Source organism: Lutibacter sp. Hel_I_33_5 (genome assembly GCF_007827455.1).
Lineage (GTDB): Bacteria > Bacteroidota > Bacteroidia > Flavobacteriales > Flavobacteriaceae > Polaribacter.
Genome location: NZ_VISM01000001.1, coordinates 406,748 through 428,955 on the forward strand (window position 1 = coordinate 406,748; position 22,208 = coordinate 428,955).

The 22,208-nt window shown below is 29.5% G+C and carries 24 protein-coding genes; 15 read left to right on the forward strand and 9 right to left on the reverse strand.

The annotated features are described in order from the left end of the window. Positions 1–57 precede the first annotated feature (57 nt). The 7 genes from OD91_RS01780 to OD91_RS01810 all read left to right on the forward strand — a co-directional run bounded on the left by OD91_RS01780 (position 58) and on the right by OD91_RS01810 (position 6,226). Entirely contained in the window at positions 58–825 is a 768-nt protein-coding gene (locus OD91_RS01780) for a tol-pal system YbgF family protein (protein WP_144894692.1), read from the forward strand. Positions 826–895: 70 nt separating this feature from the next. Then, complete coding sequence (ribH, locus tag OD91_RS01785; protein ID WP_144894693.1) at positions 896–1,402, forward strand: 6,7-dimethyl-8-ribityllumazine synthase; 507 nt, start codon at positions 896–898, stop codon at positions 1,400–1,402. A 129-nt stretch (positions 1,403–1,531) separates the two neighbouring features. Then, positions 1,532–1,807 (forward strand): riboflavin synthase subunit beta, encoded by a 276-nt coding sequence (locus tag OD91_RS01790; protein WP_144894694.1) that lies wholly within the window; start codon positions 1,532–1,534, stop codon positions 1,805–1,807. Continuing rightward, on the forward strand, positions 1,807–3,612 hold the full coding sequence (gene mutL, locus OD91_RS01795; protein WP_144894695.1) for a DNA mismatch repair endonuclease MutL: 1,806 nt from the start codon (positions 1,807–1,809) through the stop codon (positions 3,610–3,612). The genes OD91_RS01790 and mutL overlap by 1 nt, the downstream gene beginning before the upstream one ends. Positions 3,613–3,614: 2 nt before the next feature. Then, positions 3,615–4,346: a rhomboid family intramembrane serine protease gene (locus OD91_RS01800; protein WP_144894696.1), complete on the forward strand. Its 732-nt coding sequence runs from the start codon at positions 3,615–3,617 to the stop codon at positions 4,344–4,346. Between the two features lie 5 nt (positions 4,347–4,351). Then, positions 4,352–5,209: a rhomboid family intramembrane serine protease gene (locus OD91_RS01805; protein WP_144894697.1), complete on the forward strand. Its 858-nt coding sequence runs from the start codon at positions 4,352–4,354 to the stop codon at positions 5,207–5,209. A 3-nt stretch (positions 5,210–5,212) separates the two neighbouring features. After that, the gene (locus OD91_RS01810; protein WP_144894698.1) at positions 5,213–6,226 is read left to right on the forward strand and encodes an endonuclease/exonuclease/phosphatase family protein; all 1,014 of its coding nucleotides are present in this window, start codon (positions 5,213–5,215) and stop codon (positions 6,224–6,226) included. 2 nt (positions 6,227–6,228) lie between these two features. On the opposite strand, the gene OD91_RS01815 is transcribed toward OD91_RS01810, so the two are convergent. From OD91_RS01815 to OD91_RS01830, 4 genes are read right to left on the reverse strand one after another with little or no spacing between them, the layout of a single operon-like run. After that, entirely contained in the window at positions 6,229–7,875 is a 1,647-nt protein-coding gene (locus tag OD91_RS01815; protein WP_255513137.1) for an ABC transporter substrate-binding protein, read from the reverse strand. Then, the gene (locus OD91_RS01820; protein WP_144894699.1) at positions 7,872–8,396 is read right to left on the reverse strand and encodes a DUF4442 domain-containing protein; all 525 of its coding nucleotides are present in this window, start codon (positions 8,394–8,396) and stop codon (positions 7,872–7,874) included. Before OD91_RS01820 ends, OD91_RS01815 begins: the two co-directional genes overlap by 4 nt. Continuing rightward, positions 8,397–8,717, reverse strand: coding sequence for an antibiotic biosynthesis monooxygenase (locus tag OD91_RS01825; RefSeq protein WP_144894700.1), 321 nt, complete (start codon positions 8,715–8,717; stop codon positions 8,397–8,399). Further along, a complete protein-coding gene (locus OD91_RS01830; RefSeq protein WP_186434372.1) occupies positions 8,714–9,211 on the reverse strand; it encodes a GNAT family N-acetyltransferase in 498 nt (165 codons plus the stop codon). Before OD91_RS01830 ends, OD91_RS01825 begins: the two co-directional genes overlap by 4 nt. Positions 9,212–9,339: 128 nt before the next feature. On the opposite strand from OD91_RS01830, the gene mtaB reads away from it, so the two are divergent. Genes mtaB through OD91_RS01850 form a run of 4 tightly spaced genes read left to right on the forward strand, consistent with a single transcriptional unit; the run spans position 9,340 to position 12,842 of the window. Next, positions 9,340–10,674 (forward strand): tRNA (N(6)-L-threonylcarbamoyladenosine(37)-C(2))-methylthiotransferase MtaB, encoded by a 1,335-nt coding sequence (gene mtaB, locus OD91_RS01835; protein ID WP_144894702.1) that lies wholly within the window; start codon positions 9,340–9,342, stop codon positions 10,672–10,674. Between the two features lie 11 nt (positions 10,675–10,685). Further along, positions 10,686–11,249 (forward strand): DUF6438 domain-containing protein, encoded by a 564-nt coding sequence (locus tag OD91_RS01840; protein WP_144894703.1) that lies wholly within the window; start codon positions 10,686–10,688, stop codon positions 11,247–11,249. Further along, complete coding sequence (locus OD91_RS01845; protein ID WP_144894704.1) at positions 11,249–11,908, forward strand: alpha/beta hydrolase; 660 nt, start codon at positions 11,249–11,251, stop codon at positions 11,906–11,908. Before OD91_RS01840 ends, OD91_RS01845 begins: the two co-directional genes overlap by 1 nt. Positions 11,909–11,939: 31 nt before the next feature. Next, a complete protein-coding gene (locus OD91_RS01850; RefSeq protein ID WP_144894705.1) occupies positions 11,940–12,842 on the forward strand; it encodes a lytic transglycosylase domain-containing protein in 903 nt (300 codons plus the stop codon). Positions 12,843–12,903: 61 nt separating this feature from the next. Here OD91_RS01850 and OD91_RS01855 read toward each other — a convergent pair whose 3' ends face one another. The 5 genes from OD91_RS01855 to OD91_RS01875 form a co-directional block, all read right to left on the reverse strand. After that, positions 12,904–13,092 carry a cold-shock protein gene (locus tag OD91_RS01855; RefSeq protein ID WP_144894706.1) on the reverse strand — a complete coding sequence of 63 codons (189 nt, stop codon included), beginning with the start codon at positions 13,090–13,092 and terminating at the stop codon, positions 12,904–12,906. 115 nt (positions 13,093–13,207) lie between these two features. Beyond that, positions 13,208–14,143 carry a nitronate monooxygenase family protein gene (locus tag OD91_RS01860; protein WP_144894707.1) on the reverse strand — a complete coding sequence of 312 codons (936 nt, stop codon included), beginning with the start codon at positions 14,141–14,143 and terminating at the stop codon, positions 13,208–13,210. A gap of 18 nt (positions 14,144–14,161) precedes the next feature. Then, positions 14,162–14,923, reverse strand: a complete 762-nt coding sequence (locus OD91_RS01865) for a toxin-antitoxin system YwqK family antitoxin (RefSeq protein ID WP_144894708.1) — start codon at positions 14,921–14,923, stop codon at positions 14,162–14,164. Positions 14,924–14,972: 49 nt separating this feature from the next. After that, positions 14,973–16,160 (reverse strand): tRNA 2-thiouridine(34) synthase MnmA, encoded by a 1,188-nt coding sequence (gene mnmA / locus OD91_RS01870; protein ID WP_144894709.1) that lies wholly within the window; start codon positions 16,158–16,160, stop codon positions 14,973–14,975. 89 nt (positions 16,161–16,249) lie between these two features. Continuing rightward, the gene (locus tag OD91_RS01875) at positions 16,250–16,969 is read right to left on the reverse strand and encodes a toxin-antitoxin system YwqK family antitoxin (protein WP_144894710.1); all 720 of its coding nucleotides are present in this window, start codon (positions 16,967–16,969) and stop codon (positions 16,250–16,252) included. Positions 16,970–17,010: 41 nt separating this feature from the next. Here OD91_RS01875 and OD91_RS01880 point away from each other — a divergent pair, with 41 nt between their 5' ends. From OD91_RS01880 to OD91_RS01895, 4 genes are all read left to right on the forward strand, one after another. Then, positions 17,011–17,598, forward strand: coding sequence for an adenylosuccinate lyase (locus OD91_RS01880; protein ID WP_144894711.1), 588 nt, complete (start codon positions 17,011–17,013; stop codon positions 17,596–17,598). 47 nt (positions 17,599–17,645) lie between these two features. Continuing rightward, positions 17,646–18,989, forward strand: coding sequence for an adenylosuccinate lyase (gene purB / locus OD91_RS01885; RefSeq protein ID WP_144894712.1), 1,344 nt, complete (start codon positions 17,646–17,648; stop codon positions 18,987–18,989). 7 nt (positions 18,990–18,996) lie between these two features. Then, on the forward strand, positions 18,997–19,443 hold the full coding sequence (locus OD91_RS01890; RefSeq protein ID WP_255513138.1) for a hypothetical protein: 447 nt from the start codon (positions 18,997–18,999) through the stop codon (positions 19,441–19,443). A gap of 354 nt (positions 19,444–19,797) precedes the next feature. Next, positions 19,798–22,203, forward strand: a complete 2,406-nt coding sequence (locus tag OD91_RS01895) for a TonB-dependent receptor domain-containing protein (RefSeq protein ID WP_144894713.1) — start codon at positions 19,798–19,800, stop codon at positions 22,201–22,203. Positions 22,204–22,208 lie beyond the last annotated feature (5 nt).

Below are 22,208 nucleotides of genomic sequence, written 5' to 3' on the forward strand. Positions count from 1 at the left end.
TGATTTTTAAAATCCAATTAAATAAACTATTTTTGCGCCACAAATTTTAAAGAATTCATGGCTACTTACAAGAAAAGAGGTGCTAAACCTAAAGATAAAAAAGGACAAAATCAGATAGATGAGTCTCAATTCGAAACTGCAGAAGTTTTTAACACTTTAGACGAAACTGCTTCTAAATCTGAACAATGGATAGAAAAAAACAGTAAACCTTTATTTACTGGGTTACTTGTTGTTGTTGGATTATTTTTAGCTTTTTTAGCATATAATAAATACGTTGTTGAACCTAAAGAAAGTGAAGCTGCAAACGAATTAGCCTTTCCAAGAAAATACTTTGATGAAGCTTTAACAGCAGGTACAGATGTAGATTCTTTATTTAATTTAGGATTAGAAGGTGCAGACGGAAAATATGGTTTTGTAGACATCGCTGAATCTTTTAGCGGAACGAAAGCTGGAAATTTAGCGAACTATTATGCAGGTGTTTCATATTTAAAAATGAAGCAGTATGAAAAAGCAATCGAGTATTTAAGTAATTTTTCTTCGGATGATCAATTATTAGGCCCTACTGCTTTAGGTGCAATTGGAGATGCGTTTGCAGATATCAATCAACCAGAAGATGCATTAGGATATTATGAAGATGCTGCAAATAAAAAGAAGAACGATTTTACTACGCCGTTATTTTTATACAAAGCTGCACAAACAGCAATGCAATTAAAAAAATACAGTAAAGCAGAAAGTTTATATACTAGAATTAAAGAAGATTTTGCTAAATCTGATCAAGGAAAAGATATAGACAAGTACATCAATAGTGCTAAATATGCTGAATAAGTAGTTAGTAACTTTGTGTTGGGAATTAGTTTTACCAATTCACTAAAGACTAACAACTAAACACTAATTTATGGCAACAACTAATTTATCATATTACGATAAGACAACAATCCCAAATGCGAAACCTTTTCGATTTGGGATTGTTGTTTCTGAGTGGAATCCAGAAATAACCAATAACTTACAACAAGGCGCAATTGACACTTTATTAGATTGCGGCGCTTTAAAAGAAAATATTACTTCTTGGAATGTTCCTGGTAGTTTTGAGCTTGTTTTTGGTTGTAAAAAAATGATTAAAACTCAAAACCTTGACGCTGTTATTGCTATTGGAAATGTAATACAAGGAGAAACAAAACATTTCGATTTTGTTTGCGAAGGAGTCACTCAAGGTATTGTAGATCTTAATATTAAGTACGATGTTCCTGTTATTTTCTGTGTGCTTACAGACAATACAAAACAGCAATCTATCGATAGATCTGGTGGTAAACTTGGTAATAAAGGTATTGAATGTGCTGTAGCTGCTATAAAAATGGCTGCTATAAAAAATAGTGGATCAAAAGGAGTTAGTATCGGTTTCTAACAATTTTTGTGAATACTTTTTGAACCCATTTCTTGAACACTCATTTATTATTCTGTAACTTTGACTTTATACTATTTTTGGTTTAGTTTTTGCGCTACAAAAGTATATAACCAATTATCTACAGCAATCATGGGAATTTTTAAAAAGAAAATTAATAAGTTCGATTACCAACCTAGATATTATAAAGGTGATAACCCTTATAAATTTGATCACAAGTTTGATGAATTTAGAACTACTGTAAATACAGATAGGAGTTTAAAAGGGAAATTTGTAAATGCTATTGATGAATTTAAAGATTCAGAGAATGGTGGTGTAAATAAAACAATCTTAATCATCATCTGTATATTAGTTTTAATTTTTCTATTTATTATCGATTTCGATTTATCAATTTTTTTAGGTAATTAATGTCAGATATCATTCAACTTTTACCAGATCATGTAGCCAATCAAATTGCTGCTGGAGAAGTAGTACAAAGACCTGCATCTGTGGTAAAAGAATTACTAGAAAACGCTATTGATGCTGGTGCAACCTCAATAAAACTCTTATTAAAAGACGCTGGTAAAACATTAATTCAGGTGATAGATAACGGTATTGGTATGAGTGGTACCGATGCAAGATTATCTTTTGAACGTCATGCGACTTCTAAAATAAAAAGTGCAGAAGATCTTTTTAATTTAAGCACAAAAGGTTTTCGTGGCGAAGCATTAGCTTCTATTGCTGCGATTGCTCATGTTGAATTAAAAACCAAACAAGAATCTGAAGAATTAGGCACACAACTTAAAATTGAAGGTAGTAAAGTAATTTCTCAAGAAGTTGTTTCTACATCAAAAGGGACAAGCATTGCTGTAAAAAACTTGTTTTATAATATTCCAGCTCGAAGAAATTTTCTGAAATCAGACACCATTGAAACTCGACATATAATTGACGAATTTCAACGTGTCGCTTTAGCACATCCAAATATTGCTTTTTTATTACATCATAATAATAATGAGGTGTATCATTTAAAAGAAAGTAATTGTAGAAAAAGAATCATCGGGATTTTTGGTGCTAAAATGAATGAAAAATTAGTGCCAATTGATGAAAAAACAGACATTATTTCTATTGAAGGTTTTGTAGCTAAACCTGAATTCGCAAAGAAAAAAAGAGGCGAACAATTCTTTTTTGTAAATGATCGTTTTATAAAAAGTTCGTATTTAAACCATGCAGTTGTAAATGCTTTTGATGGTTTATTAGACACCAATCATCACCCCTCCTATTTTTTATACTTAACGGTACCGCCAAATACTATTGACATTAATATTCACCCTACAAAAACAGAAATTAAGTTTGATAACGAAAAAGCCTTGTATGCAATTATAAGAGCAACAATTAAACATAGTTTGGGACAATATAATGTTGCGCCAGTTTTAGATTTTAATAGAGATGCCACGTTAGACACACCATATAGCTTTAAGCAACAAAAAGTTACGACGCCAAAAATTACGGTAGATCCTTCGTACAATCCTTTTAAAAATGATGATAAAGAAGTCTATCATCAACAAAATTATAAAAAAGATATTGGCTCTTGGGATGTTTTATATAGCAATATTGAGCCTGAAGTTAAAACAGAACAAGCAGAACTTTTTGAGAATAAAACGATTACAGAAGCTAAAAAAACAATTCAGATTCAACATAAGTATTTATTAAGTGCTATAAAATCGGGTGTTGTTTTAATCAATCAATCGTTAGCACATCAACGGGTTTTGTATGAGCGATTTTTAAAAAGTATTACGGTTAGTGAAGCCAATAGTCAACAATTATTGTTTCCTGTAAAAATTTCGTTTTCATCACAAGAGATAGAAACAATCTATACGATAAAGTCAGAATTAGAAAACGCAGGTTTTGTTTTTGAAGAATTTACCAAAGAATCGATTACTGTTAGAGGCATTCCAACCTCAATTTTAGAAAGTCAGATTACACAAATTTTAGAACAACTATTAAACGATATAAATTTAGACATTCCAGAAGCAAGTTTTAGTCATTTTGATGTAATGGCAAAATCATTTGCAAAAACATTATGCATTAAAACTGGAGCGGTATTATCAGAAAAAGAGCAAGAAAATTTAGTAAACGACTTATTTTCTTGTAAAGAACCAAATACTTCTCCTTTTGGGAAAAATACTTTTAAAACATTAACAATTAAAGAAATAGACGCAATTTTTAGTCATTAAAAATGAATACAAAACTTACAGAAGCCATAAAACATTTAATAATTGTTAATGTTATTTTATTTGTTGCGCCGCAACTTTTAAAAATGGATTTCACCAACATTCTAGCATTACATTTTCCACAAAACGAACATTTTGGTTTTTGGCAATATGTAACGCATATGTTTATGCATGGTAGTTTTCCACATCTTTTATTTAACATGTATGGCTTATGGGCATTTGGGACGCCTCTGGAGAAAATGTGGGGAAGGAATAAGTTTTTATTCTTCTACTTTTCAGTAGGAATTGGAGCTGGACTAATTTATAGTTTGGTAAATTATTATCAATTTAATGGAGTATACCAGCAACTTGTAGAGTTAGGATTATCTTCAACTGAAATTCAACATATTTTAAATTCTGGGCAATATAATGATAGTATAATTCCGCTTTCAAATAAAGAAATGAGTGAATTTTATAGTTTATATCATACACCTGCCGTTGGTGCATCTGGAGCAGTTTATGGTGTGTTAGTTGCCTTTGGAATGTATTTTAAAGATGCTAAATTGGCATTAATATTTTTACCGATTCCTATAGCAGCAAAATACTTTATTCCTTTAATTTTAGTAGGAGATTTGTTTTTTGGTATGACACGTTATTCTATTGGTAACATTGCACATTTTGCACATATAGGTGGAGCTTTAATAGGTTTTCTATTAGCTTGGTACTGGAAAAATAATCAATTTAAACGCTGGAATTAATTTTTATGGACATCTTAGAAAACATAAAAATTAGATTTAAAAAAGCCAATATTGTAGAACAATTAATCTACATAAATTTAGGCGTTTTTTTTATTGTGTTTTTATTTAACACATTCGGTTTTTTATTTAATGTTAATTCAAACTTTATTGTTGATTGGTTTGCGCTACCAGCTACTTTTGACGGATTATTAAGCAAACCTTGGACACTAATTACCTACGGATTTTTACATGCTAGTTTTTTACATATTTTATTAAACCTAATTGCCTTGTTTTATTTTGGAAATTTATTTTTAGAATACTTTACTCCAAAGCAGCTAATCAACTTTTATGTGTTAGGAACCGTATTTGGCGGAATTGTATTTTTGTTAAGCTATAATATATTTCCTGCTTTTTCAAATCAAATAAACCAAAGCATATTATTAGGTGCTTCAGCAGGTATTTCTGCCATTTTTATAGGAATTGCTACGTATATGCCAAATTATCAGTTAAAGCTTCGTTTTATTGGTTTTATTAAGTTGTGGCATTTAGCAGCAATTTGGGTTGCCCTAGATGTAATACAAATCCCAGCAGGGAATGCTGGTGGACATTTAGCACATATTGGAGGTGCATTGTTTGGCTTTTTATTTGTGAGCTTTGCAAGCAACACAAAAATTGATTTATTAAAACCGATAAGAGAACTGTTTAGTAAAAAAAGGAAGCCCTTAAAAACTGTCCATAAATCTAAAAATGTTAGAAAAAAGAAAGATGTAAAATCAAATAATCAACAACAAATCGATGGCATCTTAGATAAGATTAGTAAATCTGGTTACGATACGTTAACTAAAGAAGAAAAGGCATTTCTTTTTAAACAAGGAAAGAAATAATGTATGAAGAAGTATTCCCTCATTAAAAAATTACTGTACCTAATAAATTCAATTGTCGCTGCAATTTTATTACTATCCTATTTATTGCCGTTTATTTCACCAAAATCAGTTCCAACCTTTGCTGTACTTAGCTTATTAGTTCCATTTTTGATTATAGCAAATTTATTATTTCTAATTTATTGGTTGATAAAATTAAAAAAACAGTTTCTTCTTTCAGCTGTAGTTTTAGGGATAGGATGGTTATTTTCATCACCTTTTTACAAACTTTCAGGAACAAACAATGTCTTAAATTCTGATGTTAAAGTGATGAGTTATAATGTACGAACATTTAACTATTACAAATGGAATAAAGACAAAAATGCCGCTCAAAAAACGTTTGAATTTATTACTGAAAAAGAACCAGATATTCTTGCTATTCAAGAGTTTTATGAGTCAGATAAAATTAGTTTTACCTATCCGTATAAATACATAAAAACGAAATCAAAAAACAACAAGTTTGGCTTAGCAATCTACTCTAAATTTAAAATAATTAGGCAAGGATCTCTAGATTTTGCAAACAGCACAAACAATGCTATTTATATTGATATTCTTAAAGATAAAGACACTATAAGAGTATATAATTTACATTTAGAATCTTTAAAAATTAATCCTGATAAAGAAAATTTTGGAGAAGAAAACTCAGAGAAATTATTAAAGCGATTAAAATCTTCATTTACAAAACAAACAAATCAGACTGAAGTTTTTCTTGCCCACGAAAAACAATGGAAAGGAAAAAAAATTATCTGTGGCGATTTAAATAACACAGCATATTCTTGGGTGTATAACCAGATTGCTAATAATAAAAAAGATGCGTACATCGAAGCTGGTAAGGGATTTGGGAAAAGTTTTAATTATTTTTTCCCTGTAAGAATTGACTTTATTTTAACAAATGAAAATACTGAAGTTACTCGTTTTAGAACATTTCCAGTAAAATACTCCGACCACTTCCCTATCCTTGCCAATCTTAATTGGGAATAACACTATTTTGTTTTTTTAACGTTCTTAAGTACCAAATGATTGATTGGATTAATCCCTAAATCCTTAACGTTTTTGTGAGTAAAACGTAACGCAACATCATAATACAAAGGAATAACTGGCGCAGAATCCATAACTAAACTATCCATTTTTCTATACAAAAAATGACGTTTTTTAACATCTAAAGTTTGTACTGCTTCTTCATATAAATTATCAAATATTTCACTTGAATAATGTGTGTAATTAGGCCCTTTCGGTGAAAAGTTCTTACTATGATAAATAAATAAATAGTTTTCCGCATCAGGATAATCTGCAACCCAACTACCTCTAAAAATTGACAATTGTCCTTTAGCCTTTTGTTCTCTCAATGTTGATGGAGGCAAAACTTCAACAATAACTTTTAAGCCTATTTTTTGCATTTCTCGTTGTACAAATTCGCACAAATCTAAATATTGACTATCTGTTGAAACTGTTATCGCTGGTGATGAATTACCAGATTCTTCAATATATTCTTTAATTAATTGCTCTGCTTTTTTAGGTTGATACGTATATCCTTTCATATTCGAAAAAGAGGGTAATCCTTTTGGTATAAATCCATTTATTGCTGGCGTACCAATACCATTCCGTAAATACTTTATCATTTTTACTCTATCAAAACCATAATTCATCGCTTTTCTAATCTTAATAGCATTGGCTTCTTTTTCTTCAGAATCTGTATAAACACCCAAATATTCTGTGTTTAAATACGGACTTGAAATCATGTTAATTTTATCAGTATAATTAGTTTGTAATTGTCCTTTAGACGTTAATAAATCATCTTTATAAGAAACATCAATACTATTTAAAAAATCTAAATTCCCTTGAATAAACTGTAAAAACTCACTTTGTTTATCAGGCAAAAAAGTAATAGCAACTGCTTCTACATAAGGTAATTGATTTCCTTTATCGTCTTTTTCGTGATAAAACTTATTTTTTCTAAAAACCAACTTCGTATTCTCCACCCATAATTTAAACGTAAACGGTCCTGTACCAATTGGATTTGCTCTAAAACGGTCTCCGAAATAATCAATAGCTTCTTTCGGGACTACTGAACAATATTTCATACTTAATAAACTTAAGAATGGCGGAAATGGTTTTTTTAATGTGATTGAAAACGTAGAATCATTTTTTGCTTTAAAACGATCAACAAATTCTAATACCCATTTTCCTGTGGATGCTACTTTTGGGTCTATTAATCGGTTAAAAGAATATTCGAAATCTTTTGCAACTACATTTCTTGTAGAGTCTTTTCCGAATAATATATGCTTATGAAATTGAATATCTTTTCTTAAATTAAAATCATAGTGAATTCCGTCATCAGAAATAGTCCAACTTTTAGCAATATCAGGTTCAACTTCTAAACTATCATTTAATTGTACTAATCCGTTAAACAATTGCGTAGTTGCCCAAATGGTTCGTAAATCTTTAGAAAACGCTGGATCTAAGGTATTGATGTTTTTGTGCTCGTTATATCTAAAAACTTGTGTATCATCAAATTTTGATTGTTCTTGAGTGCACGAAAATAGTAACAATATAAAGGCTACAATTGTGCTTAATAAAATATTATTTTTAAATTTTATTTTAGCAAATATTATTTTCTGAGTTCTAATCACTTTTTATTATTTCTCTTTACTTTTTTATCTTTATAGTATAGCTTATCAGCAACATAGATTGTTTTAGAAACTTCAGCAAAAACTATAGTTTTATCTTTATTTGTTATATAAATATTTTTTACTAAGTCGATTTCTTTTTTATCTGCAACTTCTTTTTTTAATTGCGTAATTTCTTCTTCGGTAAACATAAAATCTACATAACAAGTTTCAAAAGCGGGTCTTTTAAATTTTATTGTAGCTTCTTTATCCCAAACTACATAATTTCTATCTAAAATATTTAATAACTGAATCATAAATATTGGATCGGTAGCAGAAAACAAGCTTCCACCAAAAATAGACCCTACATAGTTACTATTTTTATAAGACAGTTTAATTTTAACCTTAACAGACAATAAATCTTTAGAAACTTCAACTATTCTTCCTGTAGATCTACTGTACATAGGTGATAAATTAAACCCATATTTATAGATAGAACTTTTACTTATAAATTTTTCTGCTATTTTTTGGAGTTTAGCGTACATCTAATATTTTTTAAATCCGTATTCTCTTTCTACTTTCGATATTCTAAGTTGATATTGTTGATACCATTTTTCTCTTCCTAAATTTCTAGCTTCAGAGTGTTCTATATTGTTTTTCCAATTTATTATTGCTTCTAAACTTTCCCAATAAGAAACTGTGATTCCAACTTCACTCCTAGCAGATTCAATACCTAAATATCCTTTTTGCTGTTTTGCGAGTGCTTCCATTTTATCAGCCATTTCTAAATAACCTTCTGTTTTATCAGTCAGTGTAGTTGTAAAAATAACGGCATAATAAGGTGGTTTTAGCGTGTCTTCAATCATAAATAAAGTTCGTATTTAGTTTCTGGTAATTTAATGTCATCGCTAATAAATTGTCTTACGGATTTAAATTTTAGACGCTCTATTATTTTTGTAGAAGCAACGTTTTCGTCAACTACATAAGCAATTAACTTGTTTATTTTTATCTGTTTACAATAATTAATTAATTCCTCACACACTTCAAAACCATAACCATTTTCCCAAAATTTTTCTAAAAAACGATAACCAATTTCATCGTCTTCATCATCTTTTACTAACGCAACGGTTCCTACAAAATTAAGGTCTGACTTTCGAATCACAGCATAAATCCAAAAATCATTCGTAGGTTTTTCATATTTAGCAATTAACTCTTGAAGTTCATTAAAACAAGCTGCTTCATTTTTAACGTCTCCAGTTGCATATTGCAAAACTTTCGGATTACTTTCTAGTTCATAAAAAGGCTGGGCATCTTCTAAAACAAGTTTTCTAACTAATAAACGTTCTGTTTCAAAAATCATGAATAATATTGTAATTTTGCACCACATAAATACTGTCTTAGACAGATTTAGGAAATACACTATACGAACTTCTAAAAAATTAAAGACGTACACAAGGCTTTTGTTTTTTATTTAGGATAGAAATTAGCATGATTACAGATAAAAAAGTAGCTTTTTATACGTTAGGATGTAAATTAAATTTTTCTGAAACTTCTACTATTGCTAGAAATTTTGTGAATGAAGGTTTTGATCGTGTAGATTTTGACCAAAAAGCTGACGTTTATGTAATTAACACCTGTTCTGTTACAGATAATGCTGATAAACGTTTTAAAACCATTGTAAAGTCTGCTTTAAAGCAAAACGAAGAGGCTTTTATTATTGGTGTTGGATGCTATGCACAGTTGAAGCCAGAAGAATTAGCAAATGTTGATGGTGTAGATTTAGTGTTGGGAGCAACCGAAAAGTTTAATGTTACTAGTTATATAAACGATTTAACTAAAAATGATGTTGGACAAGTTCATTCTTGTGAAATTGAAGATGCAGATTTTTATGTTGGCTCCTATTCTATTGGCGATAGAACACGTGCGTTTTTAAAAGTACAAGATGGCTGCGATTATAAATGTACCTATTGCACCATTCCTCTTGCTCGTGGAATTTCTAGAAGCGATACCTTAGAAAATGTTTTGCACAATGCAAAAGAAATTTCTTCTAAAGGAATTAAAGAAATTGTTTTAACGGGTGTAAATATTGGCGATTATGGAAAAGGTGAGTTTGGCAATAAAAAACACGAACATACTTTTTATGAATTAGTAAAAGCATTGGATGATGTGGAAGGAATTCATCGATTACGAATTTCGTCTATAGAACCAAATTTATTAAAAGACGAAACCATCAATTTTGTTGCAAACTCAAAAACATTTGTACCCCATTTTCATATTCCGTTACAATCTGGTAGCGATGAATTATTAAAGAAAATGAAGCGTAGGTATTTACGTAAAACATATACTGATAGAGTTGCTGCTATAAAAAATATAATGCCAAATGCTTGTATTGGTGTTGATGTTATTGTTGGTTTCCCTGGAGAAACAGACGAATTGTTTTTAGAAACTTATACTTATTTAAACGATCTAGATATTTCATACTTACACGTATTTACGTATTCTGAAAGACCAAACACAGAAGCTGTTTTGTTAGACGGAATTGTACCAAAAAAAGTACGCGCTAAACGAAGTAAAATGTTACGTGGTTTATCTGTAAAAAAGCGAAGAGCTTTTTATGAAACTCAGCTTGGAAACACACTAAATGTACTGTTTGAAAGCGAAAATAAAGAAGGTTATATTTATGGTTTTACAGAAAATTATGTGAAAGTAAAATCGCCTTGGAATCCTGAATTGGTAAATACCATTCACGCTATAAAATTGACGAAAATTGATGAAGATGGTATAGTTCGATTTGATTTTGTAAAAGAAAGTGTAACTTTATAAAAAAATAACTCATGAAACTAATTCTATCTATTTGCTTATTGCTTTTGGTTGCTTGCGCGGAAAATCAAAAAAAAGAAAAAAAACAGACAACTACCCCTACTATTAAAACTGAAGTTAAGGTAGAAGAAACTCCTTCCGCTATAGATTCTTTAGAAATAATTGAAAAAGAAGTTATTGAAGAAGTTGAAGTTATAGAAGAAATCAATTATAATTTAGTTTCGATAAAAAAAGAAGCCTGTGATGGAGATTGTCCGGAATTTGAAGTTACAATTTCTAAACTAGATAGTATTTTAAATTTTAACGGTATTAAAAATGTTGCGTTAGAAGGCGAACATCAATTAAAATTAACATCAGAGCAATATTCAGAAATTATAAAGAGACTAGATTCTATAAGAACTGTAACACTTTCAAAATCGTATTTAGATACATCAAAAACCTTTTTGTCTACCACGACCCTTACTATAGAAAAAGATACAGTTACAGTAAACCTTTGGAAAGACACACCAGAACAGCTAACAAATATGTACATCTATATTGAAGATCTTTTATATGATCAAAAATATTTAGAAGAATAATGGGTAAAACGCCTATTTATTTTGTTCCTGGTTTAGCTGCCAATGCAAAGATTTTTGAGTTTATCACATTACCCAAAGAAAAGTATGAGCTTTATTTCTTAGAATGGCTAATTCCGCTTTCTACAAACGAATCTATTGAAGAGTATGCAAAAAGAATGTGTGAGAAAATTACACATCAAAATCCAGTTTTAATTGGTGTTTCTTTTGGTGGTGTTATGGTACAAGAAATGAGTAAAATTATTGCTACTAAAAAATTAATCATTATTTCAAGTATTAAAAGTAATCAAGAATTTCCAAAACGATTAAAATTTGCGCAGATTACTAAAGCTTATAAATTATTTCCGACTAAAATAATTATCAATATAGAAGAATACGCAAAATACTTTTATGGCGATTATTTAAAAAAACGAGCCGAACTATATAAAACCTATTTATCGTTAAGAGATCCTGTCTATTTACAATGGGCGATTTACAACGTTTTACATTGGCAACAAAAAGAAACAACAAAAGACATTATTCATATCCACGGTACAAAAGACCTTGTTTTTCCTATAAAAAACATCAACAACTCTAAACAAGTTGAAGACGGAACTCATGCAATGATTTTAACAAAAGGAAAAATGATTTCAAAAATTTTAGAAACGGAATGCTTTTTGTAACTTTATAATTGAATTAAAATTCTATGCATTCATGAAAAAATCAGTACGCTATTTATCTATTGTCAGTTTATTATTAATCACTATTTTATTTTTCAATGTAATTGGGGTAAAAAACATCCCTTTTTTAAAGAATGTAAGTGAAAAATATGAAATAAAAGCATTAAAACTTCCTAATAACCTTAATCTTGCAGGCGAAAGAGTCCCGATAGAAAGAGAAAATATTAGAGAGCGAATGGATAGAGAATTGTTGGTAAATACGTATTGGCAATCAAACGGATTATTATTATTAAAACGTGCAAATAAATACTTTCCAATCTTAGAACCTTTATTAAGAAAGTACGGATTACCAGATGATTTTAAGTATTTAGCCATGGCAGAAAGTGGTTTTACTGATGAAACCTCTTCAGCTGGAGCAGCAGGAATGTGGCATTTTATGAAAGGAACGGGTCGCGAATATGGCTTAGAAATCAACAAAAATGTTGATGAACGGTATCATATAGAAAAAGCGACTAAAGTTGCCGCTAGGTATTTAAAGAGATCAAAAAAACGTTTTGGAACTTGGACATTAGCTGCTGCTGCATATAATGCTGGAAATGCTGGCGTAGCAAGAAGGTTAAAAGCACAAAAAGTATCTAGTTATTACGATGTCTTATTACATAAAGAAACTGAACGATATGTTTTTAGAATTGTGGCATTAAAAGAAATTATTTCTAACCCAGAAAAATACGGTTTTGTATATGATAAAGAAGACTTATATACCTTGCCAGAAACCTATACTATAGAAATAGACTCAGCAATTACAAACATTGCATCGTTTGCTAAAAAGTTTGGTACTAACTATAAACAGTTAAAAATTCACAATCCTTGGTTACGTGAAAATAAGCTCAATAATAAATCAAGGAAGTTATACGATATAAAGATTCCCGTAAAATAAGAGCATCAAAAAAGCCCATCTAAATTAGATGGGCTTTTGTAAAAAATTGGATAAGTATATATTAAATAACTTTTACGTCTACTGCGTTTAATCCTTTTCTACCTTCTTTCAACTCGAATTCAACTTCGTCGTTTTCTCTAACTTCGTCGATTAAGCCAGAAACATGAACAAAATGTTCTTTGTTTGTTCCTTCTTCAGTAATGAATCCAAATCCTTTAGATTCGTTGAAAAATTTTACGGTACCTTTCATTGTAATTATGTATTAGTGCTGTTTATTTTTTTTATTAAACAGCGGTTGTTAAAAACGCAAAGATAATATCAAAATTTTAATTACAACTATAAAATGTTGATTTTCTTTGATTTATTTAAAAATCAAGTGATTTTAGCGTTTCAAATTCCTTAATGATCTCATCTAAAACTTCTTTGGCTGGTTTTATACTGTCAATTAATCCTGCTATTTGACCAATTTCAAGCTCTCCATTCTCTAAATCACCTTCAAACATACCTTTTTTAGCTCGTGCCCTACCCAATAATTCTTTTAACTCTTCTACTGTAGGATTATGTTTATACAATTCTTGTAGTTGTAAATAAAATTTATTTTTGATTAACCGAACTGGCGCTAATTCTTTTAATGTCAATTGAGTATCTCCATCTTTAACATTAGAGATTGCTTCTTTAAAATTTTGATGCGCAGAGGATTCTTCTGTTGCTGCAAATCTACTTCCTATTTGTACACCATCAGCTCCTAAAACCATCGCAGCCAACATGCCTCTTCCAGTGGCAATTCCTCCAGCAGCTATCACAGGAATCTTAACTTTTTCTTTGACCATCGGAATTAAAGTAAACGTAGTTGTTTCTTCTCTCCCATTATGTCCACCAGCTTCAAAACCTTCACAAACTATAGCATCAACACCAGCAGTTTCTGCTTTTAAAGCAAATTTCACAGAACTTACAACATGCGCAACAGTAATACCTCTTCCTTTTAAAAATGATGTCCAAGTTTTCGGATTCCCAGCAGATGTAAATACGATCTTCACTCCTTCTTCAACAATTATATCCATGATTTTTTCAATATCTGGATACAACATCGGTACATTTACACCAAATGGTTTATTAGTTGCATTCTTACATTTTTGAATATGCTCTCTTAACACTTCTGGATACATAGAACCCGCACCAATTAATCCTAATCCACCAGCATTTGAAACAGCTGAAGCTAATTTCCAACCAGAAACCCAAACCATGCCTCCTTGAATTATAGGATAATTGATATTAAAAAGTTGTGTGATTTTATTTTGCATTTAAAAAATTATTCTCTTTCAATAAAAAGTTAAAGGCAGATTATAAGAATAAGGTACATTTCGGTTCATATACTTTGCTGATGTCCACTCTTTAGATTCTTTAAAAAATTTATAAATTATATTTTTAATTCTGTTTGGAATATTGTCATTAATTACAACTGAAGATACTTTTCCATTTGTATCCACTAGAAAATTGATATATATCGTACCTTTTATTTTTAAATTAGTTTTAAAATTTATTTTCCTTGTTAAGTTTTTTAACTCTTTATAAATATTTTTTTTACTTCCATTTTTGAATTTCGGAGTAGTAAATTCTGTAAATCCAGAAGCTGTTTTGACACCATTAATATCATAAAACAAGGTTTTAATAACTTCTCCTTCATTAAAATATCTTCTACATGCTTTTTTACCATTTATGTGAAAATATTTCCAAACACCTACTTTTTTATCATTATCATAAAAACTAATATGGTCTAAGTTTCCATTATAAAACCAAAATTTTTCAACTCCATGTTTTTTTGACTCGTCATTATACTCAGTAATTTTCTGAATACTTCCATTAAAATGATAATCAAATACTTGTCCTACTGGCGTGTATTTTTCATCATTTAGATGATACCCTTTTTTTGAAATTTTACCATCCCTGAAATACTTGGTTTTAAGAAATAAGGAATCTTTTTTTACTATTGTTTCAATAAATCTCGCTTTAGATTTGTCTTTAATAGTATTTCCTTTGTTATCCAGGTAATTTACTATTGAATCTTGTGAATAAAGATTCATCAATAAGAGATTAAGAACTAAAAATAATAATTTATTTTTCATAATTACGCTAACAAATTACTCCAGAACCAAGTAGTTCTTCATTTATATACCAGGCAACGAATTGACCTTCTTGAATGGCAGATTGTTGATTATCAAACGAAACATACAATCCATTTTCAACTTGAAAAATAGTCGCTTTTTCTAATGTTTGTCTATATCTAATTCTTGCTTCAACTTCTAGAGATTCTCCTTCATTTAATCGTAAATCTTCACGAATCCAGTGGAGTTCTTCATTAGAAACAAACAACACATTTCTGTACAAACCTTTATGATTTTTTCCTTCACCTGTGTAAATTATATTTTTCTCAACATCAGTTTCTATAACAAATAATGGTTCTTTTGTTCCTCCAACTGCTAACCCTTTACGTTGTCCTTTAGTAAAATAATGTGCTCCTTGATGTTTCCCTACAACTTTTCCATCTTCTAAATTATAGGTGTATTTTCTTGAAAAATAAGTTAGTTCATCATCTTTGGAAGTAAAACTCGGTATTTCTCTAATATATTGAGGATTATCATCAGGAATTTGAACTATTACTCCTTCTTTTGGTTGTAATTGTTGTTGTAAAAAATCGGGTAATTTTACCTTACCGATAAAACAAAGTCCTTGCGAATCTTTTTTCTCCGCAGTAATTAAATCAGCTTTTTTTGCGATTTCTCTTACTTCTGGCTTCGTTAATTCACCAATAGGAAATAACGCCTTAGATAATTGTTCTTGAGATAATTGACATAAAAAATATGACTGATCTTTATTTACATCTTTACCTGCTAATAATTTATAAATGGTTTCACCATTAATTTTTTCCTCAGTTTTTCTGCAATAATGCCCAGTAGCCACATAATCTGCTCCTAATTTAAGAGCGATATCCATAAAAACATCAAACTTAATTTCTCGGTTACAAAGAATATCTGGATTTGGTGTTCTCCCTTTTTCATACTCGGCAAACATATAATCTACAATACGTTCTTTGTATTGAACGCTTAAATCTACAGTTTGAAAAGGGATTCCTAATTTCTCTGCTACAATCATAGCATCATTGCTATCCTCTAGCCATGGACAATCGTTAGAAATAGTAACAGAATCATCATGCCAGTTTTTCATAAAAAGCCCAATAACTTCGTATCCTTGTTCTTTTAACAAATATGCTGTAACACTACTATCTACACCACCAGAAAGTCCTACTATTACTCTTTTCATTCCTTAAAATTGAGTGGACAAAGTTACGGATTTGTTAGCGATAATTGCATCATATTATTTTATGAGTCTATCAATAAAATGAATACCAATTAATTTTTAGGAGTACCGCTTTTAGATTTATCAAAGGCAGCTTGTTTTTTGGCTTCTTTTTTAGATACTTTTTTTCCACCTATATAAAAATCCCATTTACCAGAGCGCTTTCCGTTTTTATAACTTCCTTCTTCTTTTAAATCTCCTTTTAGATTAAAATATTTAGCAATTCCGTTTGCTTTTCCTTCAGCATAATTCATTTCTTCTATCAATATTCCTTGATCAGAATATTTTTTAGAAACTCCTTGTTTTACACCATTTTTATATTCACAATGCTCAGCTATTTTTTCATTATTAAAGTAGTTTTTTACATCGCCTTCTAACTTTCCTTCAACATAATTTTCTTCAGAAAACAATTTTCCGTTAGAAAAATAATAGATCCACTTTCCTACTCTATTTCTACCAATCATCATTCCTTTACTGCGTAACTTTCCTTTTAGTGTATAATGCTTAACAGAAGCTGAGTCTGATGTTGTAGAAAATTTCTTGATGATTGTTGGATGCGATGTTGTAGTAATATCATAATATTTAAAAACACCTACTTCCTTACCGTTTACAAATTTACCTACATATCGTAAACGTTTATTGTTATAGTATTTTTTCCAAACTCCAGTGCGTTTGTTATTTTTATCAAACTGATTTACTTTTTGCGCAAAAGTTGTTGGCAAAAAAAAGATAATTAATCCTAAAACTATAAATACTCTTTTTATATTTATCATGGTAAAATTCGTTAATTCAAAGATACATAAATCGTGCCCAAATGAGTAGAAAATGGATTGAATCTATACTCAATGATGTTGAAAACGCTATGCGTATAAACAGAAATAATGCAGCAAATATTGTTTGGGACAACCCAGATTTATTTGAAGATTTATTATATATGAGTTTTGAGGTTGATAATAAGCAATCTATAAAAGCTGCTTGGGTTTTAGAATGGGTTTGCACGCATAAAAGTTTAGATTTAATTATTCCACATCTAGATTTTTTCACCCAGAACATAAAAAATGTTCATTTTGATAGTGCTTTAAGACCCTGTGCAAAAATTTGTGAACATTTAGCAGTTGCTTACACATCAAAAAACAGCAACTTGACAAAAGATGCGATCATACCAGAACACATTGAACTTATTATTGAAACTGGTTTCGATTGGTTAATCACGCCACAAAAAATTGCTGTAAGAGCTTATACTATGCAAGCTTTATATCTTTTTGGATTAGAAAAAGATTGGGTGCATCCAGAATTAAGGCATTTAATTAGTACAAAAATTATACACGAAAGCAAAGGTTGTAAAGCAAGAGGAAGAAAGATTTTACAATTAATCGAAAAACACCAGCAAAGAGCTTTATAAATCTACTTAAATCAGTATTTTTGCAACTTTCAACACAACAACAAAAAATGAACTTAACAGAACTAAATGCTATTTCGCCAATTGATGGTAGATACCGCAACAAAGTATCGATTCTTGCAAATTATTTTTCGGAAGAAGCTTTAATAAAATATAGAGTAAAAGTAGAAATTGAATATTTTATTGCACTTTGCGAAATTCCGCTTCCACAATTAGCTGATTTTAACACTGATTTATTTGAGGATTTACGTAAGATATATATCGGTTTTTCTGCCGATGATGCACTGAAAATTAAAGATATTGAAAGCGTAACTAATCACGATGTAAAAGCTGTTGAGTATTTTATCAAAGAAAAATTTGACGCGTTAAGTCTTCAAAAATATAAAGAATTTATTCACTTCGGATTAACTTCTCAAGACATTAACAATACGGCAATTCCTTTATCTATTAAGGATGCAATGAATGAAGCATATATTCCTGCTTATTTTTCTTTAATAGAAAGATTACAAGAATTAGTCATTGAATGGAAAGATATTTCTATGTTGGCAAGAACACATGGTCAGCCGGCTTCTCCTACTAGGTTAGGTAAAGAAGTTGACGTTTTTGTTGTTCGATTAAAAGAGCAATTAAATTTATTAAACGATATTCCAAGTGCTGCAAAGTTTGGTGGTGCAACTGGTAATTTTAACGCACATAAAGTAGCATATCCATCAATTGATTGGAAAGAATTTGGCGGTAAATTTGTTCAAGAAAAATTGAGTTTACATCATTCTTTTCCAACAACACAAATAGAGCATTACGATCATATGGCGGCTTTATTTGATGGTTTAAAACGTATCAATACTATTATTATAGATTTAGATAGAGATTTTTGGACCTATGTTTCGATGGATTATTTTAAGCAAAAAATTAAAGCTGGAGAAGTTGGTTCTTCTGCAATGCCTCATAAAGTAAATCCGATTGATTTTGAAAATTCTGAAGGAAATTTAGGAATAGCAAATGCAATTTTTGAGCATTTATCTGCAAAGTTACCAATTTCTAGATTACAGCGTGATTTAACAGATAGTACTGTTTTACGTAATGTTGGTGTACCATTTGGACATACATTAATTGGTTTTTCTTCCACTTTAAAAGGATTAAATAAATTATTGTTAAACAAAGAAAAGTTTGAACAAGATTTAGAAAATAATTGGGCAGTGGTTGCAGAAGCAATTCAGACTATTTTAAGACGTGAAGCATATCCAAATCCTTATGAAGCATTAAAAGGATTGACGAGAACTAACGAAAAAATCAATCAAAAATCAATTGCTGATTTTATTGATACGCTAGACGTTTCTTCTGCAATAAAAAATGAATTAAAAGCAATTACTCCTGCTAATTACACGGGAATATAATTTTATGATGAAAAAAGAAAAAAGAGAAAAGAGAAAAGAGGTTTTTCATTTCTTAAATAACAAGTTTACAAAAAATAATCTTTGTTCATGGTTCTTTATTCTTAGCTCTTGTTTCTTTGTTCTTGTATCTTGCAAATCAGCATCAGAGGGAAATCCTGATCGATTTAAATATGGCGTTTTTGAAATTCCTGCTGGAGAAGGTTTTGTAAAAGAAACTATTATTAGAAAAGATAGTATTCAGATTAGTAAACATGGTGATGAAATTGATACGCTTTCTATTAAGTGGAAGAACAACTTTTTTTATACCTTGCGATATATTAATCCGAAAAACGATTTAGAAAAAGATCCTATGTATATTCAAATTAATAGGGTTAAAAAGGATTCTTACGATTTTACAGTTAAAATTGGGTTTTCAAATTTTTCTAAAAAAGGAACAATTTATAAAGTGGAATAAGTATTAAGGTTTTTAAAAAACATATAGCATTTTTTTTACTACTTGTATTTTTAGTACCAGTAGCAATAAATAATATTCATGAATTATTAGAACATAAGCATGATGTATGTTACTCTAAGGTAGAAAATCACATTCACGAAAAAGACTTCGATTGTAGTCTACATCTTTTAAAACAATCAGATTCTTTCTTAGAATTAAATCAATTTATAACTAAAGAAAACATAGAGTTTCATCTTAAAAATGAATCTTCTTATAGTTTTTTAAAACATCATTATCAATTATCGTTTTCATTAAGAGGGCCACCTTATACAGCTTAAATTAAGTCTTATTAATTTAATTACTGAAAACAAAAAAATGACAAAATTATTTTGGTTTTGTGTTTTTGCTGTTTGTATAGTTACAAATACAATAGCACAAGACTGCGTGTATACCTTTAAAGGGAAAATCACTGATTTTCATGACAATACAACAATAATTGATGCATCTGTTCATATAATAAATTTAAATAAATACGCCACAACTAATGAAAAAGGTGTTTTTGAATTTACGAATTTATGTTCAGGAAAATTAATTATTGAAGTAAAGCATGTGGCATGTGAGCCTAAAAGAATTACTATAAATTTAACTAAAAATTTATTTAAAGAAATTCTGTTAGAACATCATTTAGAAGAACTTAATGAAGTAGTTGTTAACTCGAATATCAAAACAGAAGTCACTAGTATAGAGCAATCTATTAAAAAAAATGTGATAGAACGTTTTACAGATAAATCGTTAGGCGATGCTTTAAAAACCATTAGTGGTGTATCTTCTTTAAACACTGGAAACTCTATTGTAAAACCAATGATTCATGGTTTACATAGTAGCAGGTTATTACTTATTAGTAATAATGTAAGAATGTTTGATCAAGAATGGGGAGATGAACACGCTCCTAATATTGATATAAATGCTAGTGATAGAATTGATGTAATAAAAGGCGCAAATACACTAAAGTTTGGTAGTGATGCTATTGGAGGTATGATTTTTATTAAACCAAAAAAATACGCTATTAAAGACAGTCTTTTTGGAAGTTCTTTACTATCATTCAACTCAAATGGTTTGGGTGGCAACATAAATTCAGAAATTATAAAAACATATAAATCTGGGTTTTATGGAAAACTTCAAATGAGCTATAAACAGTTTGGAGATTTTAATGCACCTAATTACAACCTAACAAATAGTGGTTTAAAAAGCTTAAACAGTTCTTTTAGATTTGGATATAATAGTTTTGAAGAAGGCTTTGATGCCTATTATAGTTATGTAAATAATGAGTTTGCCATTTTACAATCTTCACATATTGGAAATGTAAATGATTTAGTAGAAGCCATCAACAACAAGGAACCAAGAGTTCTTGACGGTTTTTCTTACACTATAAATAATCCAAGACAATCTATAGAACACCATTTAGGTAAAGTGGAAGCATATAAGCGTTTTAAAGGTTTTGGAAAACTAACAGTTCAGTACGATTTTCAAATTAATAGACGAAAAGAATTTGATTTAAGAAGAGGAGAATTAAAAAATACTCCTGTTATAGATTTACGATTATTCACCAATAGTTTGCAATCTGATTTACAAATAGATTATACAGACAATTTAAAAATAAATACAGGTATTTTAGCCAGGTATCAACAAAATGATGCGGTTTCTGGGACAGGAACTAGAGCTTTAATTCCTGATTTTGATAAATATGAATTTGGTTTTTATACAATAGCAAATTATAATTTAAATGAAACCACAGAAATTAATGCTGGTTTACGTTATGATTATTCTAGTATAAAGGCAAGAAAATGGTATAATGTTTCTGATTGGAATACAACTTATAATTATGATACGTTATTTCCTGAATTTGAAACTGGTACCATTGATGGAACTCGAATTTTAACAAATCCTGAGTTTTCATTTCATAACATTTCAACAAGTTTAGGTTTAGTTAAGAAGTTTGAAAATAATCTATCATTACTTTTCAATTATGGTTTAGCATCTAGAGTCCCAAATCCATCAGAATTATTTAGTGATGGATTACATCATAGTGCAGCTAGAATAGAAACAGGTTTATTAACTATTGATAAAGAGATTGCTAATAAATTTGCTGTTTCTTTAGAAAGAAACAATGATCGTTTTGGATTTGTAATTAGCCCATATTTTAAGAGTATCAATAATTTTGTTCAATTAATTCCAACAGGAATTACAACAACTATTAGGGGTGCTTTTCCAGTTTGGGAATACAATCAGGTAAATGCTCAACTATTTGGAATTGATATTGATGTGAATAAAAGAATTAGCAATCATTTTAATTACAAAGGAAGTTTTAGTTGGTTAAAAGGAACTAATACAACTAATGATATTCCTTTAATTCACATGCCAGCTACAAATTTCAGTAATCGTATTTCGTATATAAATGATGATTTGAATCAATTATCAATCAATTTAACACAAAAGACTATTTTACAACAAAATAGATATCCAAATTATAACTTTAATACATTTAATGCAATACAGCAACAAAATGTATTTGTAGACATTAGTTCTACACCACCTACCTATTCATTATTTGGTTTAAACACCTCAGTCGTTTTTAAAGCTTTTAATAAGGGAAGCATAAAATTAGACTTTACTATTGAAAATTTATTTAATGTTTCTTATCGAGAACATCTAAATAGATTAAGATATTTTGCTGATGAAGTAGGTAGAAACTTTAACTTAAAAATTAAAATAAATTATTAAAACAT